Annotated in this window: 27 protein-coding genes; 14 read left to right on the top strand and 13 right to left on the bottom strand. The window is 40.7% G+C overall.

Going from position 1 to position 23,527, the window contains the following annotated elements; all coding sequences use genetic code 11:
- Window positions 1-103 precede the first annotated feature (103 nt).
- Window positions 104-2,656 (top strand): TonB-dependent receptor, encoded by a 2,553-nt coding sequence (locus tag PQO05_RS19125; RefSeq protein WP_273629042.1) that lies wholly within the window; start codon window positions 104-106, stop codon window positions 2,654-2,656.
- Between the two features lie 113 nt (window positions 2,657-2,769).
- On the opposite strand, the gene PQO05_RS19120 is transcribed toward PQO05_RS19125, so the two are convergent.
- From PQO05_RS19120 to PQO05_RS19110, 3 genes are all read right to left on the bottom strand, one after another.
- Window positions 2,770-3,096 (bottom strand): HesB/IscA family protein, encoded by a 327-nt coding sequence (locus PQO05_RS19120; protein ID WP_166584917.1) that lies wholly within the window; start codon window positions 3,094-3,096, stop codon window positions 2,770-2,772.
- A 91-nt stretch (window positions 3,097-3,187) separates the two neighbouring features.
- Entirely contained in the window at window positions 3,188-3,601 is a 414-nt protein-coding gene (gene iscU / locus PQO05_RS19115; RefSeq protein ID WP_273629041.1) for a Fe-S cluster assembly scaffold IscU, read from the bottom strand.
- 182 nt (window positions 3,602-3,783) lie between these two features.
- Window positions 3,784-4,995: an IscS subfamily cysteine desulfurase gene (locus PQO05_RS19110; RefSeq protein ID WP_273629040.1), complete on the bottom strand. Its 1,212-nt coding sequence runs from the start codon at window positions 4,993-4,995 to the stop codon at window positions 3,784-3,786.
- 105 nt (window positions 4,996-5,100) lie between these two features.
- Here PQO05_RS19110 and mce point away from each other — a divergent pair, with 105 nt between their 5' ends.
- The 6 genes from mce to PQO05_RS19080 all read left to right on the top strand — a co-directional run bounded on the left by mce (window position 5,101) and on the right by PQO05_RS19080 (window position 10,826).
- Window positions 5,101-5,502 (top strand): methylmalonyl-CoA epimerase, encoded by a 402-nt coding sequence (gene mce / locus PQO05_RS19105; protein WP_273629039.1) that lies wholly within the window; start codon window positions 5,101-5,103, stop codon window positions 5,500-5,502.
- A gap of 501 nt (window positions 5,503-6,003) precedes the next feature.
- A complete protein-coding gene (locus PQO05_RS19100; RefSeq protein WP_273629038.1) occupies window positions 6,004-6,252 on the top strand; it encodes a type B 50S ribosomal protein L31 in 249 nt (82 codons plus the stop codon).
- 68 nt (window positions 6,253-6,320) lie between these two features.
- Window positions 6,321-7,514: a putative sugar nucleotidyl transferase gene (locus PQO05_RS19095; RefSeq protein ID WP_273629037.1), complete on the top strand. Its 1,194-nt coding sequence runs from the start codon at window positions 6,321-6,323 to the stop codon at window positions 7,512-7,514.
- A 44-nt stretch (window positions 7,515-7,558) separates the two neighbouring features.
- On the top strand, window positions 7,559-8,323 hold the full coding sequence (gene tpiA, locus PQO05_RS19090; RefSeq protein ID WP_273629036.1) for a triose-phosphate isomerase: 765 nt from the start codon (window positions 7,559-7,561) through the stop codon (window positions 8,321-8,323).
- 321 nt (window positions 8,324-8,644) lie between these two features.
- Window positions 8,645-9,484 (top strand): 50S ribosomal protein L11 methyltransferase, encoded by an 840-nt coding sequence (gene prmA / locus PQO05_RS19085; RefSeq protein WP_273629035.1) that lies wholly within the window; start codon window positions 8,645-8,647, stop codon window positions 9,482-9,484.
- Between the two features lie 154 nt (window positions 9,485-9,638).
- A complete protein-coding gene (locus PQO05_RS19080) occupies window positions 9,639-10,826 on the top strand; it encodes a T9SS type B sorting domain-containing protein (RefSeq protein WP_273629034.1) in 1,188 nt (395 codons plus the stop codon).
- Window positions 10,827-10,851: 25 nt separating this feature from the next.
- Here PQO05_RS19080 and PQO05_RS19075 read toward each other — a convergent pair whose 3' ends face one another.
- Window positions 10,852-11,097 carry a hypothetical protein gene (locus PQO05_RS19075; protein WP_273629033.1) on the bottom strand — a complete coding sequence of 82 codons (246 nt, stop codon included), beginning with the start codon at window positions 11,095-11,097 and terminating at the stop codon, window positions 10,852-10,854.
- Between the two features lie 156 nt (window positions 11,098-11,253).
- On the opposite strand from PQO05_RS19075, the gene PQO05_RS19070 reads away from it, so the two are divergent.
- A complete protein-coding gene (locus PQO05_RS19070; protein ID WP_273629032.1) occupies window positions 11,254-11,841 on the top strand; it encodes a hypothetical protein in 588 nt (195 codons plus the stop codon).
- Between the two features lie 56 nt (window positions 11,842-11,897).
- Here the strand turns inward: PQO05_RS19070 and PQO05_RS19065 are convergent, their stop codons facing one another.
- Both PQO05_RS19065 and PQO05_RS19060 read right to left on the bottom strand, forming a co-directional pair.
- Window positions 11,898-12,539 (bottom strand): NAD(P)-dependent oxidoreductase, encoded by a 642-nt coding sequence (locus PQO05_RS19065; protein ID WP_273629031.1) that lies wholly within the window; start codon window positions 12,537-12,539, stop codon window positions 11,898-11,900.
- A 54-nt stretch (window positions 12,540-12,593) separates the two neighbouring features.
- The gene (locus tag PQO05_RS19060; RefSeq protein ID WP_273629030.1) at window positions 12,594-13,001 is read right to left on the bottom strand and encodes an Rrf2 family transcriptional regulator; all 408 of its coding nucleotides are present in this window, start codon (window positions 12,999-13,001) and stop codon (window positions 12,594-12,596) included.
- A 157-nt stretch (window positions 13,002-13,158) separates the two neighbouring features.
- Between PQO05_RS19060 and PQO05_RS19055 the strand changes: the two genes are divergently transcribed.
- Window positions 13,159-14,529, top strand: a complete 1,371-nt coding sequence (locus PQO05_RS19055) for a UDP-N-acetylmuramate--L-alanine ligase (RefSeq protein WP_273629029.1) — start codon at window positions 13,159-13,161, stop codon at window positions 14,527-14,529.
- Window positions 14,530-14,600: 71 nt separating this feature from the next.
- Window positions 14,601-14,942, top strand: coding sequence for a helix-turn-helix domain-containing protein (locus PQO05_RS19050; protein WP_273629028.1), 342 nt, complete (start codon window positions 14,601-14,603; stop codon window positions 14,940-14,942).
- Window positions 14,943-15,018: 76 nt separating this feature from the next.
- Here PQO05_RS19050 and PQO05_RS19045 read toward each other — a convergent pair whose 3' ends face one another.
- From PQO05_RS19045 to scpB, 3 genes are all read right to left on the bottom strand, one after another.
- The gene (locus PQO05_RS19045; RefSeq protein WP_273629027.1) at window positions 15,019-16,137 is read right to left on the bottom strand and encodes a GNAT family N-acetyltransferase; all 1,119 of its coding nucleotides are present in this window, start codon (window positions 16,135-16,137) and stop codon (window positions 15,019-15,021) included.
- Between the two features lie 94 nt (window positions 16,138-16,231).
- Complete coding sequence (locus PQO05_RS19040) at window positions 16,232-16,423, bottom strand: hypothetical protein (protein WP_273629026.1); 192 nt, start codon at window positions 16,421-16,423, stop codon at window positions 16,232-16,234.
- 128 nt (window positions 16,424-16,551) lie between these two features.
- Complete coding sequence (scpB, locus tag PQO05_RS19035) at window positions 16,552-17,112, bottom strand: SMC-Scp complex subunit ScpB (RefSeq protein ID WP_273629025.1); 561 nt, start codon at window positions 17,110-17,112, stop codon at window positions 16,552-16,554.
- An 85-nt stretch (window positions 17,113-17,197) separates the two neighbouring features.
- Here scpB and PQO05_RS19030 point away from each other — a divergent pair, with 85 nt between their 5' ends.
- From PQO05_RS19030 to PQO05_RS19015, 4 genes are all read left to right on the top strand, one after another.
- Window positions 17,198-17,890 carry a ferritin-like domain-containing protein gene (locus PQO05_RS19030; RefSeq protein WP_273629024.1) on the top strand — a complete coding sequence of 231 codons (693 nt, stop codon included), beginning with the start codon at window positions 17,198-17,200 and terminating at the stop codon, window positions 17,888-17,890.
- 12 nt (window positions 17,891-17,902) lie between these two features.
- Window positions 17,903-18,730, top strand: a complete 828-nt coding sequence (locus PQO05_RS19025; protein ID WP_273629023.1) for a ferritin-like domain-containing protein — start codon at window positions 17,903-17,905, stop codon at window positions 18,728-18,730.
- Between the two features lie 600 nt (window positions 18,731-19,330).
- Complete coding sequence (locus tag PQO05_RS19020) at window positions 19,331-20,023, top strand: ferritin-like domain-containing protein (RefSeq protein WP_273629022.1); 693 nt, start codon at window positions 19,331-19,333, stop codon at window positions 20,021-20,023.
- 21 nt (window positions 20,024-20,044) lie between these two features.
- On the top strand, window positions 20,045-20,872 hold the full coding sequence (locus tag PQO05_RS19015; protein WP_273629021.1) for a ferritin-like domain-containing protein: 828 nt from the start codon (window positions 20,045-20,047) through the stop codon (window positions 20,870-20,872).
- Window positions 20,873-21,303: 431 nt separating this feature from the next.
- On the opposite strand, the gene PQO05_RS19010 is transcribed toward PQO05_RS19015, so the two are convergent.
- The 4 genes from PQO05_RS19010 to PQO05_RS18995 all read right to left on the bottom strand — a co-directional run bounded on the left by PQO05_RS19010 (window position 21,304) and on the right by PQO05_RS18995 (window position 23,500).
- A complete protein-coding gene (locus tag PQO05_RS19010; protein WP_273629020.1) occupies window positions 21,304-21,603 on the bottom strand; it encodes a peptide deformylase in 300 nt (99 codons plus the stop codon).
- Window positions 21,600-21,785: a peptide deformylase gene (locus PQO05_RS19005; RefSeq protein WP_273629019.1), complete on the bottom strand. Its 186-nt coding sequence runs from the start codon at window positions 21,783-21,785 to the stop codon at window positions 21,600-21,602. Before PQO05_RS19005 ends, PQO05_RS19010 begins: the two co-directional genes overlap by 4 nt.
- A 180-nt stretch (window positions 21,786-21,965) precedes the next feature.
- Window positions 21,966-23,090 carry a CofH family radical SAM protein gene (locus PQO05_RS19000; protein ID WP_273629018.1) on the bottom strand — a complete coding sequence of 375 codons (1,125 nt, stop codon included), beginning with the start codon at window positions 23,088-23,090 and terminating at the stop codon, window positions 21,966-21,968.
- Between the two features lie 65 nt (window positions 23,091-23,155).
- Window positions 23,156-23,500: a hypothetical protein gene (locus PQO05_RS18995; protein ID WP_273629017.1), complete on the bottom strand. Its 345-nt coding sequence runs from the start codon at window positions 23,498-23,500 to the stop codon at window positions 23,156-23,158.
- Window positions 23,501-23,527 lie beyond the last annotated feature (27 nt).

Genomic DNA, 23,527 nt, shown 5'->3' with positions numbered 1-23,527 from the left:
ATTGGATCTTATAAAGATGTACACACATCGGGGGAAAGTATAGCTGTGCACTCAGCAATTACCAAGTTCAATTATCTCATTAAATAGCAATCAATCCCTAAACATGAAAAAAAGTATACTCATTTTATTAACGTTTTTAACGAGCGTTGTTTTTGCGCAAACCCCCATTAAAGGGGTTATAAAGAATTCGGCGGGAGCCATAATACCCCGCGCAACGGTGACTATCCGAGGCACCAATATTGCCGTAAGTGCTAATGACAACGGCGAGTTTACCATCAATACTAAACAAGAACCACCGTTTTATATCCAGGTACGTTCGGTTGGGTTTAAGCCACAAGATTTCCAGGTTTTAAAGTTCCAGGATACTCCCTTGGAGCTGATACTGGTAGAAGATGACCAGTTACAGGAGATCGTGGTTGTATCGAGAAGACGTAAAGAACTTTTACAGGATGTACCGATCCCGATTTCGGTAATAGGTGGTGCTCAGATTGAGCAAACAGGCGCATTCAACGTTAACCGCGTAAAAGAGCTTGTGCCTTCATTACAACTTTATACATCAAACCCCCGCAATACAGGTATTAACATTCGTGGTATTGGCTCACCGTTTGGCTTAACCAATGATGGCCTTGATCCGGGTGTGGGCTTTTATGTAGATGGTGTTTATTATGCGCGCCCGGCTGCTGCCACGCTTGATTTTATCGACATCAGCAACATTGAAGTACTGCGCGGCCCGCAAGGAACTTTATTCGGTAAAAACACTGCGGCAGGTGCTATCAACATCACCACACGTAAAGCCAGTTTTACACCGGAGGTTGCTTTAGAAAGTAGTTTTGGTAACTATGGCTATATACAAACTAAAGCCTCTGTTACAGGCCCATTATCTAAAACTTTAGCCGCACGGGTATCATTTTCAGGAACGCAACGAAACGGTTTGGTTCAGAATGTGGCTACTCAGGTACCTGTTAACGATATTAACAACTTAGGGGGCCGTGCTCAATTGCTTTATCAACCGTCAGACAAAACAACCATTACCTTATCGGGCGATGTGTCTGATCAGAAACCTAATGGCTATGCCCAGGTAGTTGCCGGCGTTGTACCTACTTTACGCGCATCATACCGCCAGTTTAACAATATTATTGCCGATTTAGGTTATAAATTACCGTCTACAAATGCTTATGACCGGGTTATAGATGATGATGCCCCGTGGAGATCTGGTAACCAATTAGGCGGTGTATCATTAAATGCTGATTTTAAACTTGGCAAGGGTACTTTAACCTCAACCACGGCATGGCGTTATTGGAACTGGGACCCATCAAACGACCGTGACTTTACAGGCTTGCCGGTGTTAACCAAGTCGCAAAACCCATCCAGACAGCACCAGGTATCTGAAGAAGTTCGTTATGCGGGCGATATTTCTGATAAATTAAGTGGTGTAGTTGGATTATATTTTCTGGATCAAAAAGTAACTACCACAGGCAGGGAAGAGGCAGGCTCGGCCGAATGGCGTTTTGCACAAAGCACAACCAATACCGCTCTTTGGAAAACCCCGGGTTTGTTTGAAGGTTATGGTATCTCAACCGATTCATGGATCAAATCACAAACTGCGGCAGCCTTTGCCAACGTAGACTGGAAAATTGCTGACGTGTTCCATATTAACCCAGGTGTGCGTATCAACTATGATAAAAAGGATGTTTATTATAACAGGGTAGCCAACGGAGGTATTACAATAACAGATCCGGCACTGCTTGCATTAAGGAATGGTGTTTACAGCAGCCAGTTTTATACCACTAATTTTGATGAAACAAACTTCACTTATCAGGTTACTGCATCTTACCGCCCCGGTAAACGCTTTAATGCATTTGCAACGTATTCAACAAGCTACAAGCCATCAGGTGTTAACGTAGGGGGCTTGCCAACTATAAATAACGCACCGGCACTTGATTTAGCAGTAATTAAACCCGAAAAAACTAAACATATTGAGATTGGTGCTAAAACCAATCCGGCAGAAAATTTGACGGTGAACTTTACGTTTCATAATTCGGACATTAAAGATTACCAGACCAATGTTCAATCGCCAGATCCGGGTGTGAACCGTGGTTACTTAGCAACTGCAGAAAAGGTAAATGTAAAAGGTGTTGAACTGGATGCAAATTATTTGGCCGGCAGATACTTTACATTCTATGCTTCGGGCGCATACACAGATGCCAAATATGTAAAATTCACTAATGCACCGCTTCCGCTTGAATTAACAGGGTTAACGGTAAATGGCCAAAGCGTTTATTTTGAAGATATTTCCGGCACGCAATTGCCGGGTGTTTCTAAATGGACAACATCTGCAGGTGGTGAGTTTGCTACCGATGCAAAGTTTGTGAGCGATAACACCAAGTTTTTCATCGGAGTGGATGATTATTACCGTTCACGTTTTTCATCAAGCCCAACACCATCTAAATATTTAAATATTGATGGCTATACCATAGTGAACGCCAGGTTAGGCTACAGGGCTACCAAAGGTCTGTCTGCCTATATTTGGAGCCGTAACTTACTTAACAAGAACTACTTTGAGCAATTATTACCAGCCACAGGCAACGCTGGCCAATATGCTGCCGTACTTGGTGACCAACGGACTTTTGGCATCACCTTACGTTATGTTTTATAATTAACAAAAAGTACGTAATTAAAAGGCGGCCATCATGGCCGCCTTTTTGTTGAAATGATACTAACAAAAAAGGCGCTCAAAGAGCGCCTTTTCAATATTATAAATCTTAAAGATTATACAGAGAAGCTTTCGCCACAACCGCAGGTACGGCTGGCATTAGGGTTATTGAAGTTGAAACCTTTACCGTTTAACCCGTCCGAAAAATCTAATTCGGTACCAGCCAGGTATAAGAATGATTTCATATCAAGCGCCATTTTAACGCCTTTATCTTCAAAAAACTGATCGCCTTTTTTCTCTTCGTTATCGAAATCAAGATTGTAAGACAATCCAGAGCAACCACCACCCTGCACAGATACCCGTAAAAAATACGAAGCATCCAGCCCGGCGTCGGTCATCAGGTGGTCTATTTTATCTTTTGCTTTATCAGTTACAGTTACCATAGTAATTAGTTATGAGTAGTGAGTTTGAGTAGCGAGTATTAGAGAGTGCTTTGGATCACTCATAACTCACAACTTAAAACTCACAACTAAATTAGTGGTGTGATTTTTCGCTTTCAATTGGCTCCATGCCGTTTTTAACACGGTAATCGTTAATGGCAGCTTTAATAGCATCTTCGGCCAAAACAGAGCAGTGGATTTTTACCGGAGGTAAAGCCAGCTCTTCTACAATGTCCATGTTGTCGATAGCCATTGCATCGTCGATTGATTTACCTTTTAACCACTCAGTAGCTAATGATGAAGATGCAATTGCAGAACCACAGCCAAATGTTTTGAATTTAGCATCGGTGATTACATTGTTGTCATCAACTTCAATTTGCAGGCGCATTACGTCGCCGCACTCTGGTGCACCAACAAGGCCGGTACCTACCTTGGTGCTCGATTTATCTAAGGTACCCACGTTACGCGGGTTGGTGTAATGATCAATTACTTTATCTGAATAAGCCATAGCTCTATAATTTGTTAATTCGGTGATTTGACAATTTGCCAATGCTCTTCATTATGTAGAGCATAATATTATACAAAAATAAATCAATGTGCTAATTGACAAATCATCAAATTATCACAATTGAAATATTCGAGTTGATGTGCTAATTGACAAATTGCCAAATTACCACATCAACAAATTGATTAATGTTCTGCCCACTCAATTGAGTTAAGGTCGATACCTTCTTTAAACATTTCCCATAGTGGTGAAAGTTCGCGCAGGTGGGTAACAGACTTTAACGTTACTTCAATAGCGTAGTCAATTTCTTCTTCAGTTGTAAAGCGGCCTAAACCAAAACGGATAGAAGAGTGTGCCAGGTCATCAGATAAACCTAATGATTTTAACACATAAGATGGCTCTAACGATGCCGAAGTACATGCAGAACCAGATGATACTGCTAAGTCTTTCATGGCCATCATTAAACCTTCGCCCTCTACATATTTGAAAGAGATATTGGCAACGTGTGGTAAGCGGTGTTCAACGTTTCCGTTTACATAGCTTTCTTCCAGCACGGTTAATGCTTTTTCTAATTTGTCGCGCAGTTTCGATAAACGTACAGCTTCATCGGCCATTTCTAAACGGGCAATTTCGCATGCTTTACCTAAACCAACAATACCTGGTACGTTTAAAGTACCAGAACGCATACCGCGCTCGTGGCCGCCACCGTCCATTTGGGCAGTAACTTTAACCCTAGGGTTTTTACGGCGAACGTATAATGCGCCAACACCTTTAGGGCCGTACATTTTGTGAGCAGATAAAGCTAATATGTCAATACCGTCAGCAATAACGTCAACAGGTATTTTACCTACCGCCTGGGTAGCATCGGTCATAAATAATGCACCGAATTTGTGTGCAATGGCAGCAATTTCTTTAACCGGTTGTATAACACCAATCTCGTTGTTACCATACATGATAGATACCAGGATGGTTTCAGGGGTCATGGCAGCTTCTAAAACTGCTAAGTCAACTAAACCGTCTTCTTTAACCGGCAGGTAAGTAACACGTGCACCCAATTGTTCGATGTGCTTGCAGGTATCTAAAACTGCTTTGTGCTCGGTAACTGCAGTAATTACGTGGTTACCTTTTTCTTTATACATCTCAAACACGCCTTTAATACCCAGGTTGTCTGATTCGGTTGCGCCCGATGTAAATATGATTTCTTTTTCGTTTGCTCCAATTAGTTTAGCTACTTGCTCGCGGGCATAGTCAACCGCTTCTTCTGCCACCCAGCCAAAAGCGTGGTTACGGCTTGCTGCATTACCAAACTTTTGTACAAAGTAAGGCACCATAGCATCCAGAACCCGTGGGTCCATCGGCGTGGTTGCATTATTATCTAAATATACAGGGATGTTCATAGCTCTTTAATTACAAACACAAAGATAAGCAAACTTTAAATAGAAATATTTCAATGTTTTGTTATAAATGTTTCAGCGTAGTCATTAATTTGCAATTTTTAGTATATGAAAAAGGTAGAGCATATTGGCATAGCGGTAAATAACCTTACAGATGCTTCGGTTTTGTACGAAAAATTGCTGAATACCAGCGTTTACAAAACCGAAGAAGTAGCCTCAGAGCATGTGCTAACCGCCTTTTTACAATGCGGCCCCAATAAAATTGAACTGCTGCAAGCCACTTCTGAAGATAGCGCCATCGCCGCCTTTTTAGCTAAAAAAGGAGAGGGCATCCATCACATTGCTTTTGATGTGGAGGATATTGAAGCCGAAATGCAACGCTTGAAAAACGAAGGTTTTATTTTACTGAATGATAAACCTAAGCGAGGTGCTGATAATAAATTGGTGTGTTTTGTGCACCCGAAGAGTGCGGGAGGGGTTTTGGTGGAGTTATGCCAGGAGATTAAGTGATTTCGGATTTCGGATGTTCGATTTCGGATTTACCTCTTTGTCATTGCGAGGAGGAACGACGTGGCAATCTCGTCGCCAATGCCTATTCGATCTGCACAGCTACGAGATTGCCACGCTATCGCTCGCAATGACAAATTTTATTATCAACGCTCATCCATAAACCCGATTGCCGCGGCACGCAGTAGAGCAGAAAGCGGGGCTGATGGGGGCTAAGTGCTAGTGAACGTTCGTTTACAAAAAAACGTTTGGCAATGACATAGACCTAAATAGTTATAGTCATTCTGTTAATTCTTTAATTCAGTAAATTCCGGTTCAAGACATCATACAGCAGAAAATTTCTCCTATCGTCGAAATGACAAGGTTTATAATCTAAATAAATCCGAAATCGAACATCCGAAATTCGAAATCAGAATATTGTTAAAAACTTTTTAATCAACCCTTTTTACTTTTCACTTTTAATCGTATATTTGCACCTCTTTTATAAAGAAAGTAAACATTAATATGAAACAGGACCTGCATCCCAAAAACTATAGATTAGTTGTATTTAAAGATATGTCTAACGAGTATTCTTTTATAACTAAATCATGCATCGATACCCGCGAGACCGTTAAATGGGAAGACGGTAATGAGTATCCATTGGTAAAATTAGAGATCTCTCATACGTCTCACCCGTTCTACACAGGTAAAATGAAACTGGTAGATACAGCTGGTCGTATCGATAAATTCCGTAGCCGTTACAACAAAAAGTAATTCGTTACTGAGTAATATAAATATTAGAAAGTCCCCCGTACTACGGGGGACTTTTTTATTTTTGCGCAATGGCAATTATCTTATTCGACGATAACGCATCACAAACACTACTTCCATTAACGTACACGCGTCCGGTTGCCAACCTGCGCATTGGTATATTAACCATTGCAGAAAAGTGGGCTAAATATTTAAATACCGGTTACTCATACCATACACGTGATTACCTTCAGGCTAAATTTCCGATAGAGATTTCAGAAGAAAATATTTTCATCAACGGCTCTTTCTGTCCCGATGAGTATTTGCTCGAGTCCATCGATAAATTGCAAAACGGTGAAGCTTTAAAATACAACGGTCTGCTGGTTGCTGTTAAACTAAACAGCACCGATGCAAAGAGTTTTAATGTCGATCAGGATTTTGGCCGTACGGTTGATCATACGCATACACCGGTATCTATCACACATCCTGAAGAAATTTTTCGTAAGAACGATATTGAACTGCGGAAGGATTTTCAACTGTTAACCAAAGGCCGTACCAGCGCTACCATCAGCACCACCAATACTATTATAGGTGAGGATTTTTTTGCTGAGGATAGCGCCACGGCAGAATGCTCGACCTTTAATACCAAGAACGGACCGATATACCTGGGTAATAACGCCGATGTTTGGGAAGGGACGCATATACGCGGGGCATTTGCTTTGTGCGATAACTCGCAGGTTAAAATGGGTGCTAAAATTTATGGTGCAACCACTATTGGTCCATTCAGCCGCGTTGGGGGCGAAATTAATAACTCAATTATCTGGGGATACTCATCAAAAGGGCACGAAGGTTATCTGGGTAATTCTGTAATGGGCGAGTGGTGCAACATAGGTGCCGACAGTAATAACTCGAACCTCAAAAATAACTATGCCGAAGTAAAACTGTGGGATTATACTACAGAGCACTTCCGTAAAACCGGTCTGCAATTTTGCGGCTTAATTATGGCCGACCATGCCAAGTGTGGTATTAATACCATGTTTAATACAGGTACGGTAGTAGGCGTTAGCGCCAATGTTTTTGGTGCCGGTTACCCGCATAATTTTATCCCGGATTTTAGCTGGGGAGGGGCCAGCGGTTTTGAAGTTTACAGCCTTAATAAAATGCTGGAAACCACGCAAAAGGTTTTTGACCGCCGTGAACACAGAAGCTTTGACCAGGTGGAGCAGGATATTTTAGCGTACGTATTTGAATTAACTGCAGATTACAGAAATGCCCGGATGAAATAGCGGGTACTTGAAAAATAAATATAACACACTCAATAAAAAAAGAAATGAGAAAGAAAATTGTTGCCGGCAACTGGAAAATGAACCTCGATTATAACGAAGGTCTGTCATTATTTTCGGAAATAGTAAACATGGTAAAAGACGAGATAACAGGTACTCAAACCGCTGTTATTTGCAGTCCGTTTATTCATTTACATAGCCTGGCACAACTGGCAAAAGGTTATGATAAAGTTACTATCGGCGCACAAAACGCACACCAGGCCGAGAGCGGTGCTTATACAGGTGAAACTTCTGCTAAAATGGTTAAATCAACCGGTGCAGAGTATGTGATCCTGGGCCACTCAGAGCGCCGCCAGTATTTTGGCGAAAGCAATGAACTGTTGGCTGCTAAAACTGATACAGCACTTAAAAATGGTTTAAAACCAATTTTTTGTATCGGCGAAACTTTAGATGAGCGCGAAACAGAAGTACACTTCGATGTGATTAAAAAGCAACTGGTTGAAGGTGTATTTCATTTATCGGCCGAGCAATTTGCACAGGTTGTTTTAGCTTACGAGCCGGTTTGGGCTATTGGTACTGGTAAAACTGCTACTGCTGCACAGGCGCAAGAGGTTCATGCTTTTATCCGCGAGGAAATTGCAAACCAATACAACCAAACTGTTGCCGATGATACTACCATCCTTTACGGTGGTAGCTGTAACCCTAAAAACGCACAGGAATTATTTGAACAAGCTGATATTGATGGTGGCCTTATCGGTGGTGCATCATTAAAATCCCGCGACTTTTTAGATATCGTTAAGGTATTTAATTAATTGTTAGATTTGAGATGTGGGTATTGAGATGTGCTTCGGTTCATTTTGATACTCATATTTTTTTTCGTGCTGTTGACGCGCCGTTGTTGGTGTTGTCACCAACAACTTATTCGATGACGCATTAACTTGTGAAACTTATTCGATGACGCATTAACTTGTGAAGGCTCTTTACTGGTTTTTTAATCTGATTACTTTATATCTGTTTGACAGGCTGTATCATAAAAAACGCGAATTAAGTTTGATGTAGCTTTAAGTATTGAGATATTTGTTGCGATGTTGGATTTGCCCCTATCTCTCATCTCCATACTCAAATCTAAGATTATGAACTATTACGAACTTGTATTTACCCTTACAGATGGGGAAGACTATCAGCAGGATTTACTGATAGATGCGTTGGGTGGTTTGGGTTTCGATACTTTCGAAGAAACTGAAACAGGGTTTAAAGCCTATACACCGGCAGAAAGTTTTGATAAATACCAGGTTGATGAAGCCCTGAGCGAATATGACGACATGTTTACCTTCACATACGAGGTAAACCTGATCCCGCAAAAAAACTGGAACGAGGAGTGGGAGAGTAACTTCCAGCCGATGCAGGTTGGCGAAAAAGTGCGTGTAAGGGCAACCTTTCATCCTACAGATCCCGCCTATCCTTACGAGATTGTGATTGATCCAAAGATGGCCTTCGGTACCGGCCACCACGAAACTACTACCATGATGATGGCTCACATACTGGAGGCTGATCTGGCAGGAAAGTATGTTTTAGACATGGGCTGCGGTACAGGTATCTTGGCAATACTGGCTTCTAAAGTTGGCGCATCTGAAGTTGTTGCGATAGATTACGATCCGCTCAGTTACGAAAGTACTGTCGAAAACTCGAAGCTTAACAAAGCAGATAATATCTTAGCAGTTTGCGGCTCTAAAGATGTGATCCCTGATGCCAAATTTGATACCATATTGGCCAATATTAACCGCAATATCCTGCTCGACCAGATGAAGCGCTACGGCGAAGTATTAAAGCAAGAAGGCGAGATCTACTTCAGCGGTTTCTATGAAAGCCCCGATCTGGATATTATCAAAGAAGAGGCTGGCAAACATGGCATGAACTACATCGAACATAAAAAAATGAAAGACTGGGTTGCCGCCCGGTTTGTTAAGGCATAATATCAAGGCTCCTGATTCAGGAGCCTTTTTTGTTGTTAGTCTCTTGTATTTAACATTCCCTTTACAACAATCTATCTATTTGATGATGTTATAAATCAGGCGAAAAGGCTTAGTTTTCGGCAGATAAAAACCTGTCCTATTCTGCTTAAATAAAATGAAGTTCTGTTATTGTTCGAAGCATTTTGCCATCTTATTTATTGCCTTATTAATTTCCTGCTCAAATATATTATCAGCCCGGCCGCATACAGCCATCATCGATCCAACAAAGGGGCAGTACATCGTATTTCCACCCCTTCAGCAAAAATCAATTTGCAGCACCGATTTTGCCGCAGGTGCCAGAAGTAATGGCACGGTACTCCCAATTACCTATGCGAGCAGCAACCCTGCTGTTGCTACGGTTACTACTGCAGGTATAATCCATGTGATACGAGCCGGTACAACAATAATTACAGCCTCGCAGGCCGGTAACGACTTATATATAGCAGCAGAACCCCAAACACAATTATTGATTGTTAATAATTTACCTCAGCCAGGAATCATAGTAAATCCCGCTGATATCAACTCTTGCGAAGGTGAAGAACTTAAATTTATAGCGAAAGGGTTAGCTGCGGGTAATAACCCAACTTACCAGTGGAAGCTTAACGGGCAAAATGTTGGAGATAACAGCGATGTTTATATCAGCAGCTCGTTTAAAACAGGAGATGTTGTAACATGTGTTGTTACCAATAACGATGGTTGCGTACCAATGATGTCTGATGTATCCGCCGAGATAACAGGTTTAGTACGCCCAATAACAACAATTAGTGTGAGCATTGCCCGCACGCAGGCCGGCATAATTTACGCAGGCACCCCAGTTACTTTTAAGGCTACCCCATCAGGTAATATTGTAAACCAGATAATTTATGATTGGTATATAAACGGGCGTAGTACGGGTAACAACAGCCCTGTATTTACTACATCAACGTTAGCTGATAATGATGTGGTAAGCTGTTATATCGACGTGCCTTTATTCAACATGTGTATAATTAACCCTTTTGTACAGTCAAACCTTATTTTGGTTAAAGTTAAAACGGTTAAGGATATTATTCCGCCCAATACTTTTACACCTAATAATGATGGTGTTAATGATACTTGGGATATTCCTGGCTTATCCTCATTTGCACATAATAATGTTAGTGTTTATGATCGTTATGGTTCAATAGTTTACCAATCTGCTGGTTACAATATACCCTGGGATGGAAGCCGTAATAACCATGCACTACCTGTAGGTACTTACTATTACATCATCAATTTAAATGATGGAAGCAGAGGGATTTCGGGCTCTGTTACCATTATAAGATAGGTTGGTGATGCAAACCTCGATTATGTTAAGATGGTGACGGTACCGGATCGGGTTCGTCGTCATTATATGGTGTTTGGTCTTTTGAGTAATCTTCTTCCGGGTCGGGTTCACGTACATCATCACCTACACGTACTTCATGCAAATCATCCTCATCTTCAATGCCGGTTTCATTTTCATCCGGATCAACGCTATCTAAATCGTTATTGCTAAAACTGTAATCCGTAGCAAAGCTCAATGGCGAATACCCTGTATGTTCTTCAGTAATTTTCATAACGTTTTTAGTTAAGTAAACACTTTTAAAATGCCAGATAAATTCTGGAACGATACTTTAGCAACAACTTTACGGGGCGAAGGGTTTTAATTTTTCTACAACATTAAACCAATTTGGGTTTTAAATATCTTACGTTTAAATTAACCAACTTATCCTATGAAACTTAAACTTATCTTATTAGCTGTAATAATGCTGGGCATTAACGTTTACGGTAAATCTCAAAATCTTTCTGCTATTAATGTTGCAGTATCGGGGCATGGTACTTCCGTATCTTCTGTCGAACTATTTGCCGGTAACAAATGGATAAACATTAGTTTAAAAGGGCGTGTATCATTTCAAACTCAGGGCGATAATTCTACTAATAATACACAGATTGCTTATTACGATCAATTTGACGGCGTAGAGAAAACAGGCAAGGCCAAATCTGTTGATAATATTGGTTTTGATTATTACGACAGGTTTGATGATGATGTTTTACGCGGTAAATTAAAGCAGGCAGGGAAATTAAACTTTACTTACTATGATAGGTTTGATGCTGCCGAACTAAGGGGGAAGATTAAGTCAATCGGCAATATTAACGTTACTTATTACGATAAGTTTGATATGGATAACGTTGGCAAAGTAAAAAACATTGGCAACACGAAGATTGTTTATTATGACAGATTTGACCCTGTGGAACTTCGTGGAAAAATTAAATCGATACAAGGAGATAGCCCTACTATTAATGTAATAGGCGATTATTGAATAAGGTATTAAGCCATGCCAGATGTTGGCATGGCTTAATAAATTGAGAATGGTAATTAATATCCTACAGTAAAACGCTGTTTAGCAAATTGCTTGTTCTCTGCTTCATCAACAATAGCAATGGCCATATCCTCGGCAGTGATACTGCATTTTCCGTTCTCATCAAATACAGGGCTTTCTGTACCAATGCGGTATTTACCGGTACGCTCGCCAGGGTGTAGTTCAATGGCAGGGCTTAAGAAAGTCCAGTCCAGTTCTTCTTCTTTTCTTAGGTCGGTTAAATAATCGCGGGCTGCAGTTGCACCGGCTTTCCATTCGGCCGGGAATTGTGGCGAATCAACCAGTTGCTGGCCGTCAATAAATAAACTGCCTGCACCGCCAATAACTAACAGGCGTTTTACGCCGGCTTGTTTGGTTGCGGTCTGGATAGCTTGAGATCCTTTAATAAAATCGTTATACAGATCGGGATTGGTCCAGCCCGCGTTGTACGCACTGATCACAATATCGTTTCCGGCTAAAACTTCAACTAGTTTGTCGGTATCTAAAACGTCAAGGGCAACTTTGGTTAAGTTGGCATTTTCTAATTCAATTTTTTGAGTGTTACGTGCAATAGCGGTAACGGTGTGGTCGCGGTGTAAGGCTTCTCTTAAAACGTTTGTGCCTACAAAGCCTGTGGCGCCTATTAGTGCAATTTTCATGTTTTTGTTGTTTTAATTGTAATTAAATTTGTTACAGTTATATATAAAAAAAATTTAAACGAATTTTTTACCGAAATCGGCAAGAGTAATAGTATTGAGTTGTTTGCTTATGTTTTGGTCAACATCATTGTATAAATCAACAATGTGTTTATTCACTTGTTTGCCAATAGGGCAGTCGGGGTACGGTTGGTTTTTTGCCAGCCCGAAAGGAGAGGCTGATTTTACGGCCGCATAAACATCGGCTAAAGTAATCTGTTCGGCAGGTTTACTTAGCGTGTAGCCACCGGTTTTACCCTCTTTACTTTCAACCAAACCACGTTTACGCAGGTTACCCAGCTCTTTTCTGATCAATGCCGGGTTGGCATTTACGCTACCCGCAATATAATCAGACGAGAGCACCTCTCCATTCGAATGGTAAAGCAGGGTGAGGATATGTGTTGCTATTTGAAACCTGGCGTTCATCTGTAATATTTATTATTACAGTACAAATGTAGGAAAGTTTTAAACAATGAGGCAAGTAATTAACTTTTTTTCGAAAAAAGTTAATTATAGGGCATAAACTGTGCTGATAGGTTATCAATATTTTTTATTTTATGTTAATTTAGCACACGTTTAAACTATGAAAGTACATTTTATAGCCATTGGTGGCAGTGCGATGCATAACCTGGCTATCGCTTTACATAAAAAAGGTTTCCAAATTACCGGGTCGGACGATGTTGTATTCGAGCCATCTGCCTCGCGTTTAGCTAAATACGGTTTGTTGCCAGCTCAACAAGGTTGGTTTCCCGAGAAATTAAGCACCGATCTGGATGCCGTTGTTTTAGGGATGCATGCACGTATCGACAATCCCGAACTACTAAAAGCGCAGGAACTTGGGCTGAAGATATACTCCTATCCGGAATATATTTACGAACAATCAAAAGACAAACTACGTGTAGTAATAGGGGGCAGTCATGGCAAAACCACCATTACCTCCATGATACTGCATGTATTACAAGCTGCGGGTAAAAGGTTTGATTACCTGGTAGGCGCACAATTGCAGGGATTTGATACCATGGTAGGGCTAAGTGATGCCCCGATTATTGTGATAGAAGGGGATGAGTACCTGGCTTCGCCTATTGACCGCAGACCAAAGTTTCACCTGTATAAAGCCAATATTGCTGTACTAAGCGGCATAGCCTGGGACCATGTTAACGTATTCCCCACGTTTGATAGTTATATAGAGCAGTTCAGGATTTTTATGAAAACCATTACGGTTGGTGGCTCACTGTTTTATAGTGAAACAGATGAGGTGCTGAAAGAAACCGTACTGGCCGATGATTCTGAGATTAATAAGTTAGGTTATAATTTACCTCCTCACCGTATTATAGATGGTGTAACATATATTATTTATGAAGGCAAAACGTACCCGTTGAACGTTTTCGGGCAGCATAATTTATTAAATATTGAGGCTGCCAGATATGTTTGCGGTATGTTTGATATTAAAACTGATGAGTTTTATCAGTATATTAGTGACTTCAAGGGGGCGGCCAGGCGACTGGAATTATTGGGTAAAAATGATCATGTAAGTATTTATAAAGATTTCGCGCACTCGCCGTCGAAACTTAAAGCTACAATACAGGCAGTTAAGGCCCAGTTTCCAAACCGTAAATTGCTGGCCTGTATGGAGCTGCATACATTCAGCAGTTTAAATGCAGATTTTTTGAATGAATACGCCGGTACCATGGACGAGGCGGATACGGCCGTGGTATTTATAGACCAAAAAACCTTCGAGCAAAAGAAAATGCAACCTTACCCGGCAGAGCGGGTTAAAGAAGCTTTTCATCGGGATGATCTGGTGTTTTTTGACCAGCCTGCATCACTGCTTACACTGTTCGAAAACTTTGAGCCGGTTGACTGTAGTATATTGCTTATGAGTTCAGGAAATTTCGGTGGAATTGATCTAAACGTATTGACACAGAGTGTGTTGAAAAAGTATTTTGATAAATAAATATTTATTTGAAAATATAATTGTAACTTTATTAACTATTGAGAAACCTTTATCCTTAATTAAATTTAAAAATGAAAACACTGGGAAAAAAAATCAGATTATTACGCCACCAAAAAGGTTGGAGTCAGGAAGATGTAGCAAAAAGGTTAGATATCTCGATACCTGCTTTTTCAAAAATTGAAACCGGTATTACCGACATCAATCTATCTCGCCTTGAGCAAATAGCTGATTTGTTTGAGATGTCAGTGGTTCAATTGCTAACGTTTAACGATGCAGAGGGAGAAGCGAAATACGCAAACGAGCTTGAATCAGTAAACAAGAAATTGATGGATCGTGAAACCGAAGTTATCGATCTGCAGAAAAAGGTTATCGAATTATTTGAAGAATTACGCCAGTCAAAAGCAACTGCATAACTTGCGACACCAGTTGTTTGTTGGCCATTAAATAATTTATAAGCCCGTTATGTTTAGCATAACGGGATTTTTTGTTTTAAAATTTATAGATCATGGTTGCATGCCTTTTGCTGGCGGTGGCCCCCATAGCATAGTGCATGGAGAGCATCTTCTCATTAAAATCGCCCACCCATGATAGTTCCAGTTCCTGGTATTGGTTAAGCGGGTACACATACGCCTTCAACTTCATAAATATAGCCGACTCGAGCCCGTGGTTCTGGAATTTTTGTTTGGTACCCATCACCACAGCACGCATGTGGGTAACGCCTTTCCAACGTTTATAAGCAAATTTGAGTTTGCCTATCAGGTTCAACTTCCCGTTAAGGCCTTTGATCATCTGGTTGGCATCCGGTAAAATAACCACTGCCGAGGCTGGTTCGCCATTAATGTACGCAAACCAGATCAGGTTCTCATCCATAATGGGTTTCATCTGCCTGAAACTATCCAGAATAGCATCTTGTGTAATAGGCACAAAGTTCTCGAAATCCTGCCAGGCATCGTTGTAAATTTCCTTAAAATCGGCAGCGTATTGGTCAATCTTCGATGCTTCGAGATGCTTAAACTCATAGCCCTGTTTTTTTGCAACCCAGTTGGCTATTTTGGTAAAGCGCTCGGGGAATTCATCATAAACAATCAGTTTATTGGTAATCTGTTCGTATGATGTGGTGAAGCCATAAGCCTCAAAAAGTGCTTTGTAATAGGGTGGGTGATAGTTCATGCCGTAAGATGGGGGGATAAAACCATCAATAAGCAAACCCCAGTTACTATCGTTCTCACCAAAATTAATAGGGCCTTCCATAGCTTGCATGCCGTTTATTTGCAGCCATTCTTTTGCCGTATCAAACAGTTTATTAGCTGCTTCCTGATCATCAATACATTCAAAAAAACCCATACCGCCTGTTGGCTGCTCATGGCCGTAAGCTTTTTTTTCGTTGATAAAGGCAGCAACACGGCCAATCAGTTTTCCGCTATCGTTTTTTAAGATCCAGCGATTGGCGTTGCCATGCTTATAAAAGCTGTTTTTTTGCGGATCGAAAGTGGCCTCAATATCATTGTCCAGCGGGCAAACCCAATTGGGGTCGTCTTTATAAATTAGGCGTGCTGTATCTAAAAAGGCTTTACGGGTTGTTTTGTCGTTAACTTCGATAATAGTCATGCAGAAAAATTAGTACAGCGAAAGGTATAAAATAAAAAAAGCACTCAGCTCCTAAAAAACTGAATGCCTGTAAATGAGTATTTATTAAACTATATTAATAGTCGTCGTCCTCATCAAAATCTTGCAACTGATCATAGTCCAGATCGTCATAAGATGCGTCGAAATCATCGTCATCATCATCCAAAGATCTTTTCTTAGCTTTTGGATCAGCTGGTTTCTCGGCTTTGTTAGGTGCTGTATTTTTAGATGCAGCATTGTTTTTTTCGGGTTTTTTGGGCGTCGCCATTGCACTTAAAACTTAAGGTGTAATTGTATAAGCAAGATAACTAATATTTACTTCTTTGTTACCTATAGGTACAAATTTAGTGTTTCTCAAAAATAAAAAAATTGCTTGTTTATAAAAAAATGAAAAAATTATTCTGTCTGGTCGCCAATAGCGTCACTTTCATTAACCAGTTCTTTAATCTGCGGCAGCTCATTAATGTTGTTGATACCAAAATAATCCATAAATAAGGGGCTGGTAGCATACAATATCGGTTTGCCTACAGTGTCAGATTTTCCGGCTATACTAATCAACTCTTTTTCCAGTAATTTTTGCACGGTATAATCGCAGTTCACGCCGCGGATCTGCTCAATTTCTACCTTAGTAATAGGCTGCCGGTAAGCAATAATTGCCAGCGTTTCTATAGCGGCCTGGCTTAGCTTTTTCTTAGACCTTTGCAGCTGTAGTTGATTAATTGCTAAATGATATGCCTTTTTAGTGAGAAATTGATAACCATTTCCTATCTTAACCAATTCAATGGCGAAACGTTCGTCGGCATATTTTGCCTGTATGCTATTGATAGATTTGTTGATGATGTCTGTGCTAAAGTCTTCATTAAAAACACTTTGCAAGCAATACTGAAGTTCTTCTAACCTGATGCTCTGTTCTGAAGCAAATATCAATGCTTCTAAATATTGGTCGATATTTTCCACTGGGTAAATATAGTAAGAAGTAGCTTTCAGCGCAGGTTTTTCGGGAAAAGTAAGTCAGGAATTAAAAGTTAAACTTCTATCGTTTATGAAAATAACAACAGGAGATAAAAAAAGCGAAGGAATGGCGCGACGGCAGTTTCTGCAATATGCAGGTACCGGTACTGCGCTATTTGCTGCAGCGCTTATCGCCTCATGTTCTAAAGATAATTCTAAACAAAATATTTATAATGACCACGTTGATTTGGGTACCGGCGATGTTGCCATTTTAAATTATGCTTATGCTTTAGAACAACTGGAAGCCGCCTTTTATACCCAGGTTGTGGCATCGCCGTATACAAGCATTTCTGCTTATGAAAAATCTGTGTTAACAGATATCCGCGATCATGAAGTATCGCACCGCGAATTTTTTAAAACAGCCCTTGCAGGGATTGCCATCCCTAAATTAACGATAGATTTTAGTTCAATTAATTTTGCCGACCGTACCAGTGTTTTAGCAGCAGCAAAATCATTTGAAGACTTGGGGGTATCAGCATACAACGGTGCAGGTTATATGATTAAGGATGCAAGTTACCTTGCTGTTGCAAGTAAAATTGCCTCTGTTGAAGCACGCCATGCATCACTGATCCGTAATCTGATTGCAGTTGGCTCATTTGCAGATAATACTGTGATTGATACAAACGGGTTGGATATTGCTCAATCGCCGCAGCAGGTAATACCTGTTGTTAATACTTTTATAAGTGTAAAGAAGATTTTAGCACCGGCTTTTGGTATTTATTAAACAAAAATATTAATGAATTTATTTGGCATAATAGAGGAGATAAAAGAGGTTGACGCAGAGTTTGAAGACAGGATCAGCCCTCGCCGTGCCGCGATAAAAAATATAACCAGCTTTGGCAGCAAGGTAGCTATGGCTACATTGCCGTTTGCCTTTAGTGCCTTACTAAAAAAGGCCTATAGCCAAAATACTACCCCGGTAAATGATGTATTAAACTTTGCTTTAACGCTCGAATATCTTGAAGCTTATTTCTATAACCAGGGTTTAGCGCAAGCTAATTTAATCCCGGTAGCTCATAAAAGTTATATAACCACAATAGCCGGGCACGAAAATGCACACGTGGCTTTTTTGAAAAATATTTTGGGAAATGCCGCAATTGCATCGCCAAAGTTTGACCTAACTGCTAAAGGCATTTTTGGCGATGTATTAACCAATTACAATACCTATCTGCTTGTTGCTGAAATATTTGAGGATACTGGTGTGCGTGCCTATAAAGGCCAGATGGGTAACCTGTTGGGCAACCAGGTTGTGCTAACAGCAGCCTTACAAATTCATTCTGTTGAAGGGCGCCACGCCTCAGCTATCCGCTATCTGCGTGCTTCAAGAGGTGCAAATATTAAACCCTGGATTTCGGGCAGCAGTACGGTATTTAATGATACAGGTGTTATTGTATCAAATGCTTCGTACGCGAATGAAAATAATACGGTACAAAATGGGATAGATATTACTACTTTAAATGCTGTTAACGGTACTACCTCAATTACCGCAGCAATTGAAGCATTTGATGAGCCATTAGATAAAGCCACTGTTTTAAATATATTGGTTCCGTTTATAGCTTCTTAATCATAATTAAATTAAAATATGAAGGCGGCTTATACTTCGCCTTTTTTGTGTGGAAATTTTAGGCTATTACGAGTATAAAATTCCCCACTTTGTGTAACGTGTTCGTTACAAATGGTGTGTAAACAACCCTTGATTAGGATTTAGCGCCATGGCACAGGCTTTGTCTATATATATTCAATCCTCCATAAGGATTATGTTTTTCATAGGTAGATGTAGGGTCGGGTAAACTGCGAGAGTGAAGCCGACCTTTTTTTATTTAATGGTGAGTAGTGAATGAGTGAGTTGTGAATTGTTGCTCAGCGGTAACTTGTCGTTTCGACCGACAGGAGAAATCTTATACTATTTACCTTCCCGGTGCACAACCAAATGACAAATCTGTTAGTATACTTCAATAGCCATATCCTTTCTCTTCTCCAAACTGAAAATATTGCATAATCTCAAATAGCTGTCAGTATCTCCAATTCATCGTTTTTTACAACCAGTGTGTTTGCCAGCGCTTTTGGCTCTGCGAATTATAAATCCGAAGCCCAACCATCTACGGTATGTAGTGTATTAACAAGAGCATATAAATAATTTATTATTAGTTAATATATCACTTCTATGAAAACACTTACACAAGAACTACAGAACGAGGGAATGGCAAGGCGCCAGTTTCTGCGTTATGCAGGTACAGGGGCCGCAGTAATGGCCGGAGTACTCACCATGGCATCATGCTCTAAAGATCATGCAGCATCAGTGGTTAATGACCACGTTGATTTGGGATCTGGCGATATTGCCATTTTAAACTATGCTTACGCATTGGAGCAACTGGAGGCTGCTTTCTATACACAGGTAGCAGCTACACCATATTCCAACCAAAGCACTTATGAAAAAGCATTACTAACCGACATTCGTGATCACGAAGTTGCACACCGCGAGTTTTTTAAAGCTGCGCTTGGTGGCAATGCTATCCCGGGTTTAACTCCCAATTTTAGTTCAATCAATTTCTCTGACCGTACCAGCGTTTTAGGTGCTGCAAAAGCATTTGAAGACTTAGGCGTATCGGCTTACAACGGTGCAGGTTACATGATTAAGGATGTTAACTACCTGGCTCTTGCCGGTAAAATTGTTTCGGTTGAAGCACGCCACGCCTCATTGATCCGCAACCTGATTGCTCCGGGTTCATTTGCTGATAGCACAGTTATCGACGCAAACGGATTGGATGGCGCTAAATCGCCGCAACAAGTTGTGCCTATTGCCAACACTTATTTATCGGGCAAAAAGATTTTAGCACCAGCATTGGGTATTTATTAATCGGTTTAAAACAGGGAAATCATGAATTTATTTAACGTAATAGACGAAATACAACAGGTTGATCCGGAGTTTCAGGACAGGATGAGCCCGCGCCGCGACGCGATAAAAAATATAACAAGTTTTGGCAGCAAGGTAGCTGTTGCAGCTTTGCCTTTTGCTTTCAGCACATTGTTTAAAAGAGCTTATGGCCAAACTACATCAAGTGTAAACGATGTTTTAAACTTTGCTTTAACGCTGGAGTACCTGGAAGCATATTTTTACAACCAGGGTTTAGCACAAGCTAATTTAATCCCCGCCGCTGATAAAGGTTATTTTACTACAGTAGCCGGGCACGAAAATGCACACGTAGCTTTCTTAAAATCAGTATTAGGTAGTGCAGCAGTAACTTCACCAAGTTTCGACTTAACAGCTAAAGGTACCTTTGCAGATGTACTAACCAATTATAACACTTATCTGGCCGTTGCCGAAACATTTGAAGATACAGGCGTTCGCGCTTATAAAGGCCAGGCCGGTAACCTATTAGGTAATCAGGTTGTGTTAACCGCAGCTTTGCAAATCCATGCAGTTGAAGCACGCCATGCATCAGCCATCCGCTACCTGCGTGCCTCAAAAGGTGTAAATATTAAACCATGGATCTCGGGTAGTGCTACTGTATCAAATGATACCGGTATTGCTGCGGTAAATGCATCTTATGCTGGTGAGAATAATGTTATGCAGGGTGGGGTTGATATTACAACTTTAAATGCAGTAAGTGGTAAAACTACAATCACAGCAGCCATTGAAGCATTTGACGAACCTTTAGATAAAGCATCTGTTTTAGCTATTGTATCGCCATTTATTAAATCATAAATAACCAATCTATATAAGTGAAAAAGGCGCTCCAGTTGGGGCGCCTTTTTCATTGTGGGGAAATTTATCCCATAAATAGTGATATATTTTCCCCAGTGTGAAAATGTTATCCTATAAAAACATTGTTTATTGCCTATTAGGCAATGTTTGGCATATTGGTACAGCCTTTGTCTATATCTATATGTCCTTCCAAGAGGATATGTTTTTCATAGGTAGATGTAGGGTCGGGTTGAACTGCGAGAGTGAAGCCGACCTTTTTTATTTAATGGTGAGTAGTGAGTAATTGCCAGTATGGTTAATCGTCTCGTCATTTCGATGATAGGAGAAATCTTGTACGGTTTGCCAATCGTTAAGCATAAGATTTCTCACATACGTTCGAAATGACAAATTCGGAAAACCAATAACCCAATAACAATTAACCCAATAACCAGCTACCTCCACTTAAACGCCTTCTCATCCACAGCACGCATGGTGCAAAGTATCCCATCCAAATGATCATACTCGTGTTGCAATAATTCAGATAAATCATTTTCCAATTTCCATTGCCGCGGTTGCCAGTTTTCATCAAGATATCTGATAGTGAGGGATTGATGTCGTTTTACTTTCACCAGCAAGTTAGGGAAGCTCATACAATCATCACATAGTTCGAAAAGGCCTTCGCTTAAATCGGTGAGTTCGGGGTTGATGAAAATAATGGGTTTATCAATATTCATGTAGATCAACCGTTTCATGATACCAATTGTGGTGCAGCAATAGCACGACCGAAACCATACTTCACCCTTACTTCTTTCATCACATTATCCAGATCAGCTACCCAGTCCTTTACTAAATGTAATTCGGATTGTTGGATTGGAGCGCAAACTTCATAAAGACGTGCATCGCCGAGCAGGAGGAGGTCTTGGAGGGTTTTCATTAGGCTATGTTTCTCTACGCCCGTCATGCCGTCCCGACTATCGTTGGGATCGGCATCCCACATGCTAAGTCTAAGATATTAAAAGTCTGCTACCTGTCCCGTGGGGTGCTGAAACAAGTTCAGCATGACGTTATGGTTTTTTCAAGCTCCCTCTCCTTTGGATAGGGCCGGGGAGAGGTCTTAATAATCAATCACCTGCTCTTCTAACTCTGCAGGCAATTCACGCCATTCATATTTCTGGTTACGAAGCTGTGATTCAAAGCCGGCTTCTTCAATGGCAGTCTGGATGCCTTTGGCGGTGAAGCGGTGAGGTGCACCTGCTGCTGATACTACGTTCTCTTCGATCATGATCGAACCAAAATCGTTAGCGCCTGCGTGTAAACAAATTTGTGCAACTTGTTTACCAACAGTTAACCACGATGCCTGGATGTTTTTAATATTCGGCAGCATGATGCGGCAAAGGGCAATCATACGGATATACTCGTCGCCGGTTACGTTATTGGTGATGCCGCGTACTTTACGCAATAAAGTACCGTCGTCCTGGAAAGGCCATGGAATAAACGCAGTAAAACCATAATGGTCTTCCGGCTTTTCTGACTGTACCTCGCGAACCCATACCAGATGCTCAAAGCGTTCTTCGATGGTTTCTACGTGGCCAAACATCATGGTGGCTGATGATGGTAAGTTCAGTTGATGGGCGGCACGCATTACGTCCAGCCATTCTTTACCACCACATTTACCTTTTGAAATTAAACGACGTACACGGTCGTTCAAAATTTCAGCACCTGCACCTGGGAGTGAATCTAAGCCTGCTTCTTTCATGGCGCGCAATACGTCGATATGGCTAATGTTTTCCAGTTTGGCAACGTGGGCAATTTCGGGTGGGCCTAAAGAATGCAGTTTCAGCGTTGGATAAAGTTCCTTCAGCTGTTTAAAAAGATCGGTATAAAAAGCGAGACCCAGATCAGGGTGGTGGCCGCCTTGCAGTAAAAGCTGGTCGCCGCCGTATTTAAAGGTTTCTTCTATTTTGCGTTTGTAGGTTTCGATATCGGTAATGTAGCTATCCTCGTGGCCGGGGCGACGGAAGAAGTTACAGAACTTACAGTTAGCAATACAAACGTTGGTGGTGTTAACGTTACGGTCGATCTGCCAGGTTACTTTGCCATGCGGCACCTGTATTTTACGCAGTTCGTTGGCGGTGTACATTAAATCGGGCGTGGAAGCGTGGTGATATAAATAAACGCCTTCTTCCTGGCTCAAAAAATCAAACTGCAACGCGCGTTGTAACAGATCAGCTGTATTCATATAACAAAGATAGTGGCAATTACTTTAATATTCAATCACTGGAATGTCGCAAATTATAAAGTAGTTCAAATCCTGCTCATACTTTCATATACTATATCAGGGTCTTTTTGAGTATGATAGGTAAAATGTAGCCGGTTAAAATCCTTGTATTTATTGGTATTTGAATAAGGAAAATCGGAGTTAATTATTTTTGGCCTTTTCCATTGTTGAGCGATTATTGCAAGTGGACTGTTAAAAGCAACGCTCCAGGTCGCTTTTCCTCCCCATATTTGTGGCAGGTAATTAATTCTCAATACTTCATTAAGTATTTCACCAATTTTCCAATCTTCATTTACCTCAATTTCTAAACTATTATCTGCAACATCGTCACCCATTGATACGCTGTCTCTTGTTAATAAAAGCTTTCTCATTGTTATTAGCAATTTAAATTTCTTTTA

This window comes from Mucilaginibacter jinjuensis (genome assembly GCF_028596025.1).
GTDB classification, from domain to species: Bacteria; Bacteroidota; Bacteroidia; order Sphingobacteriales; family Sphingobacteriaceae; genus Mucilaginibacter; species Mucilaginibacter jinjuensis.
Note: the sequence above shows the minus strand (reverse complement) of the source record. Positions and strands in the feature narration are given on the sequence as shown.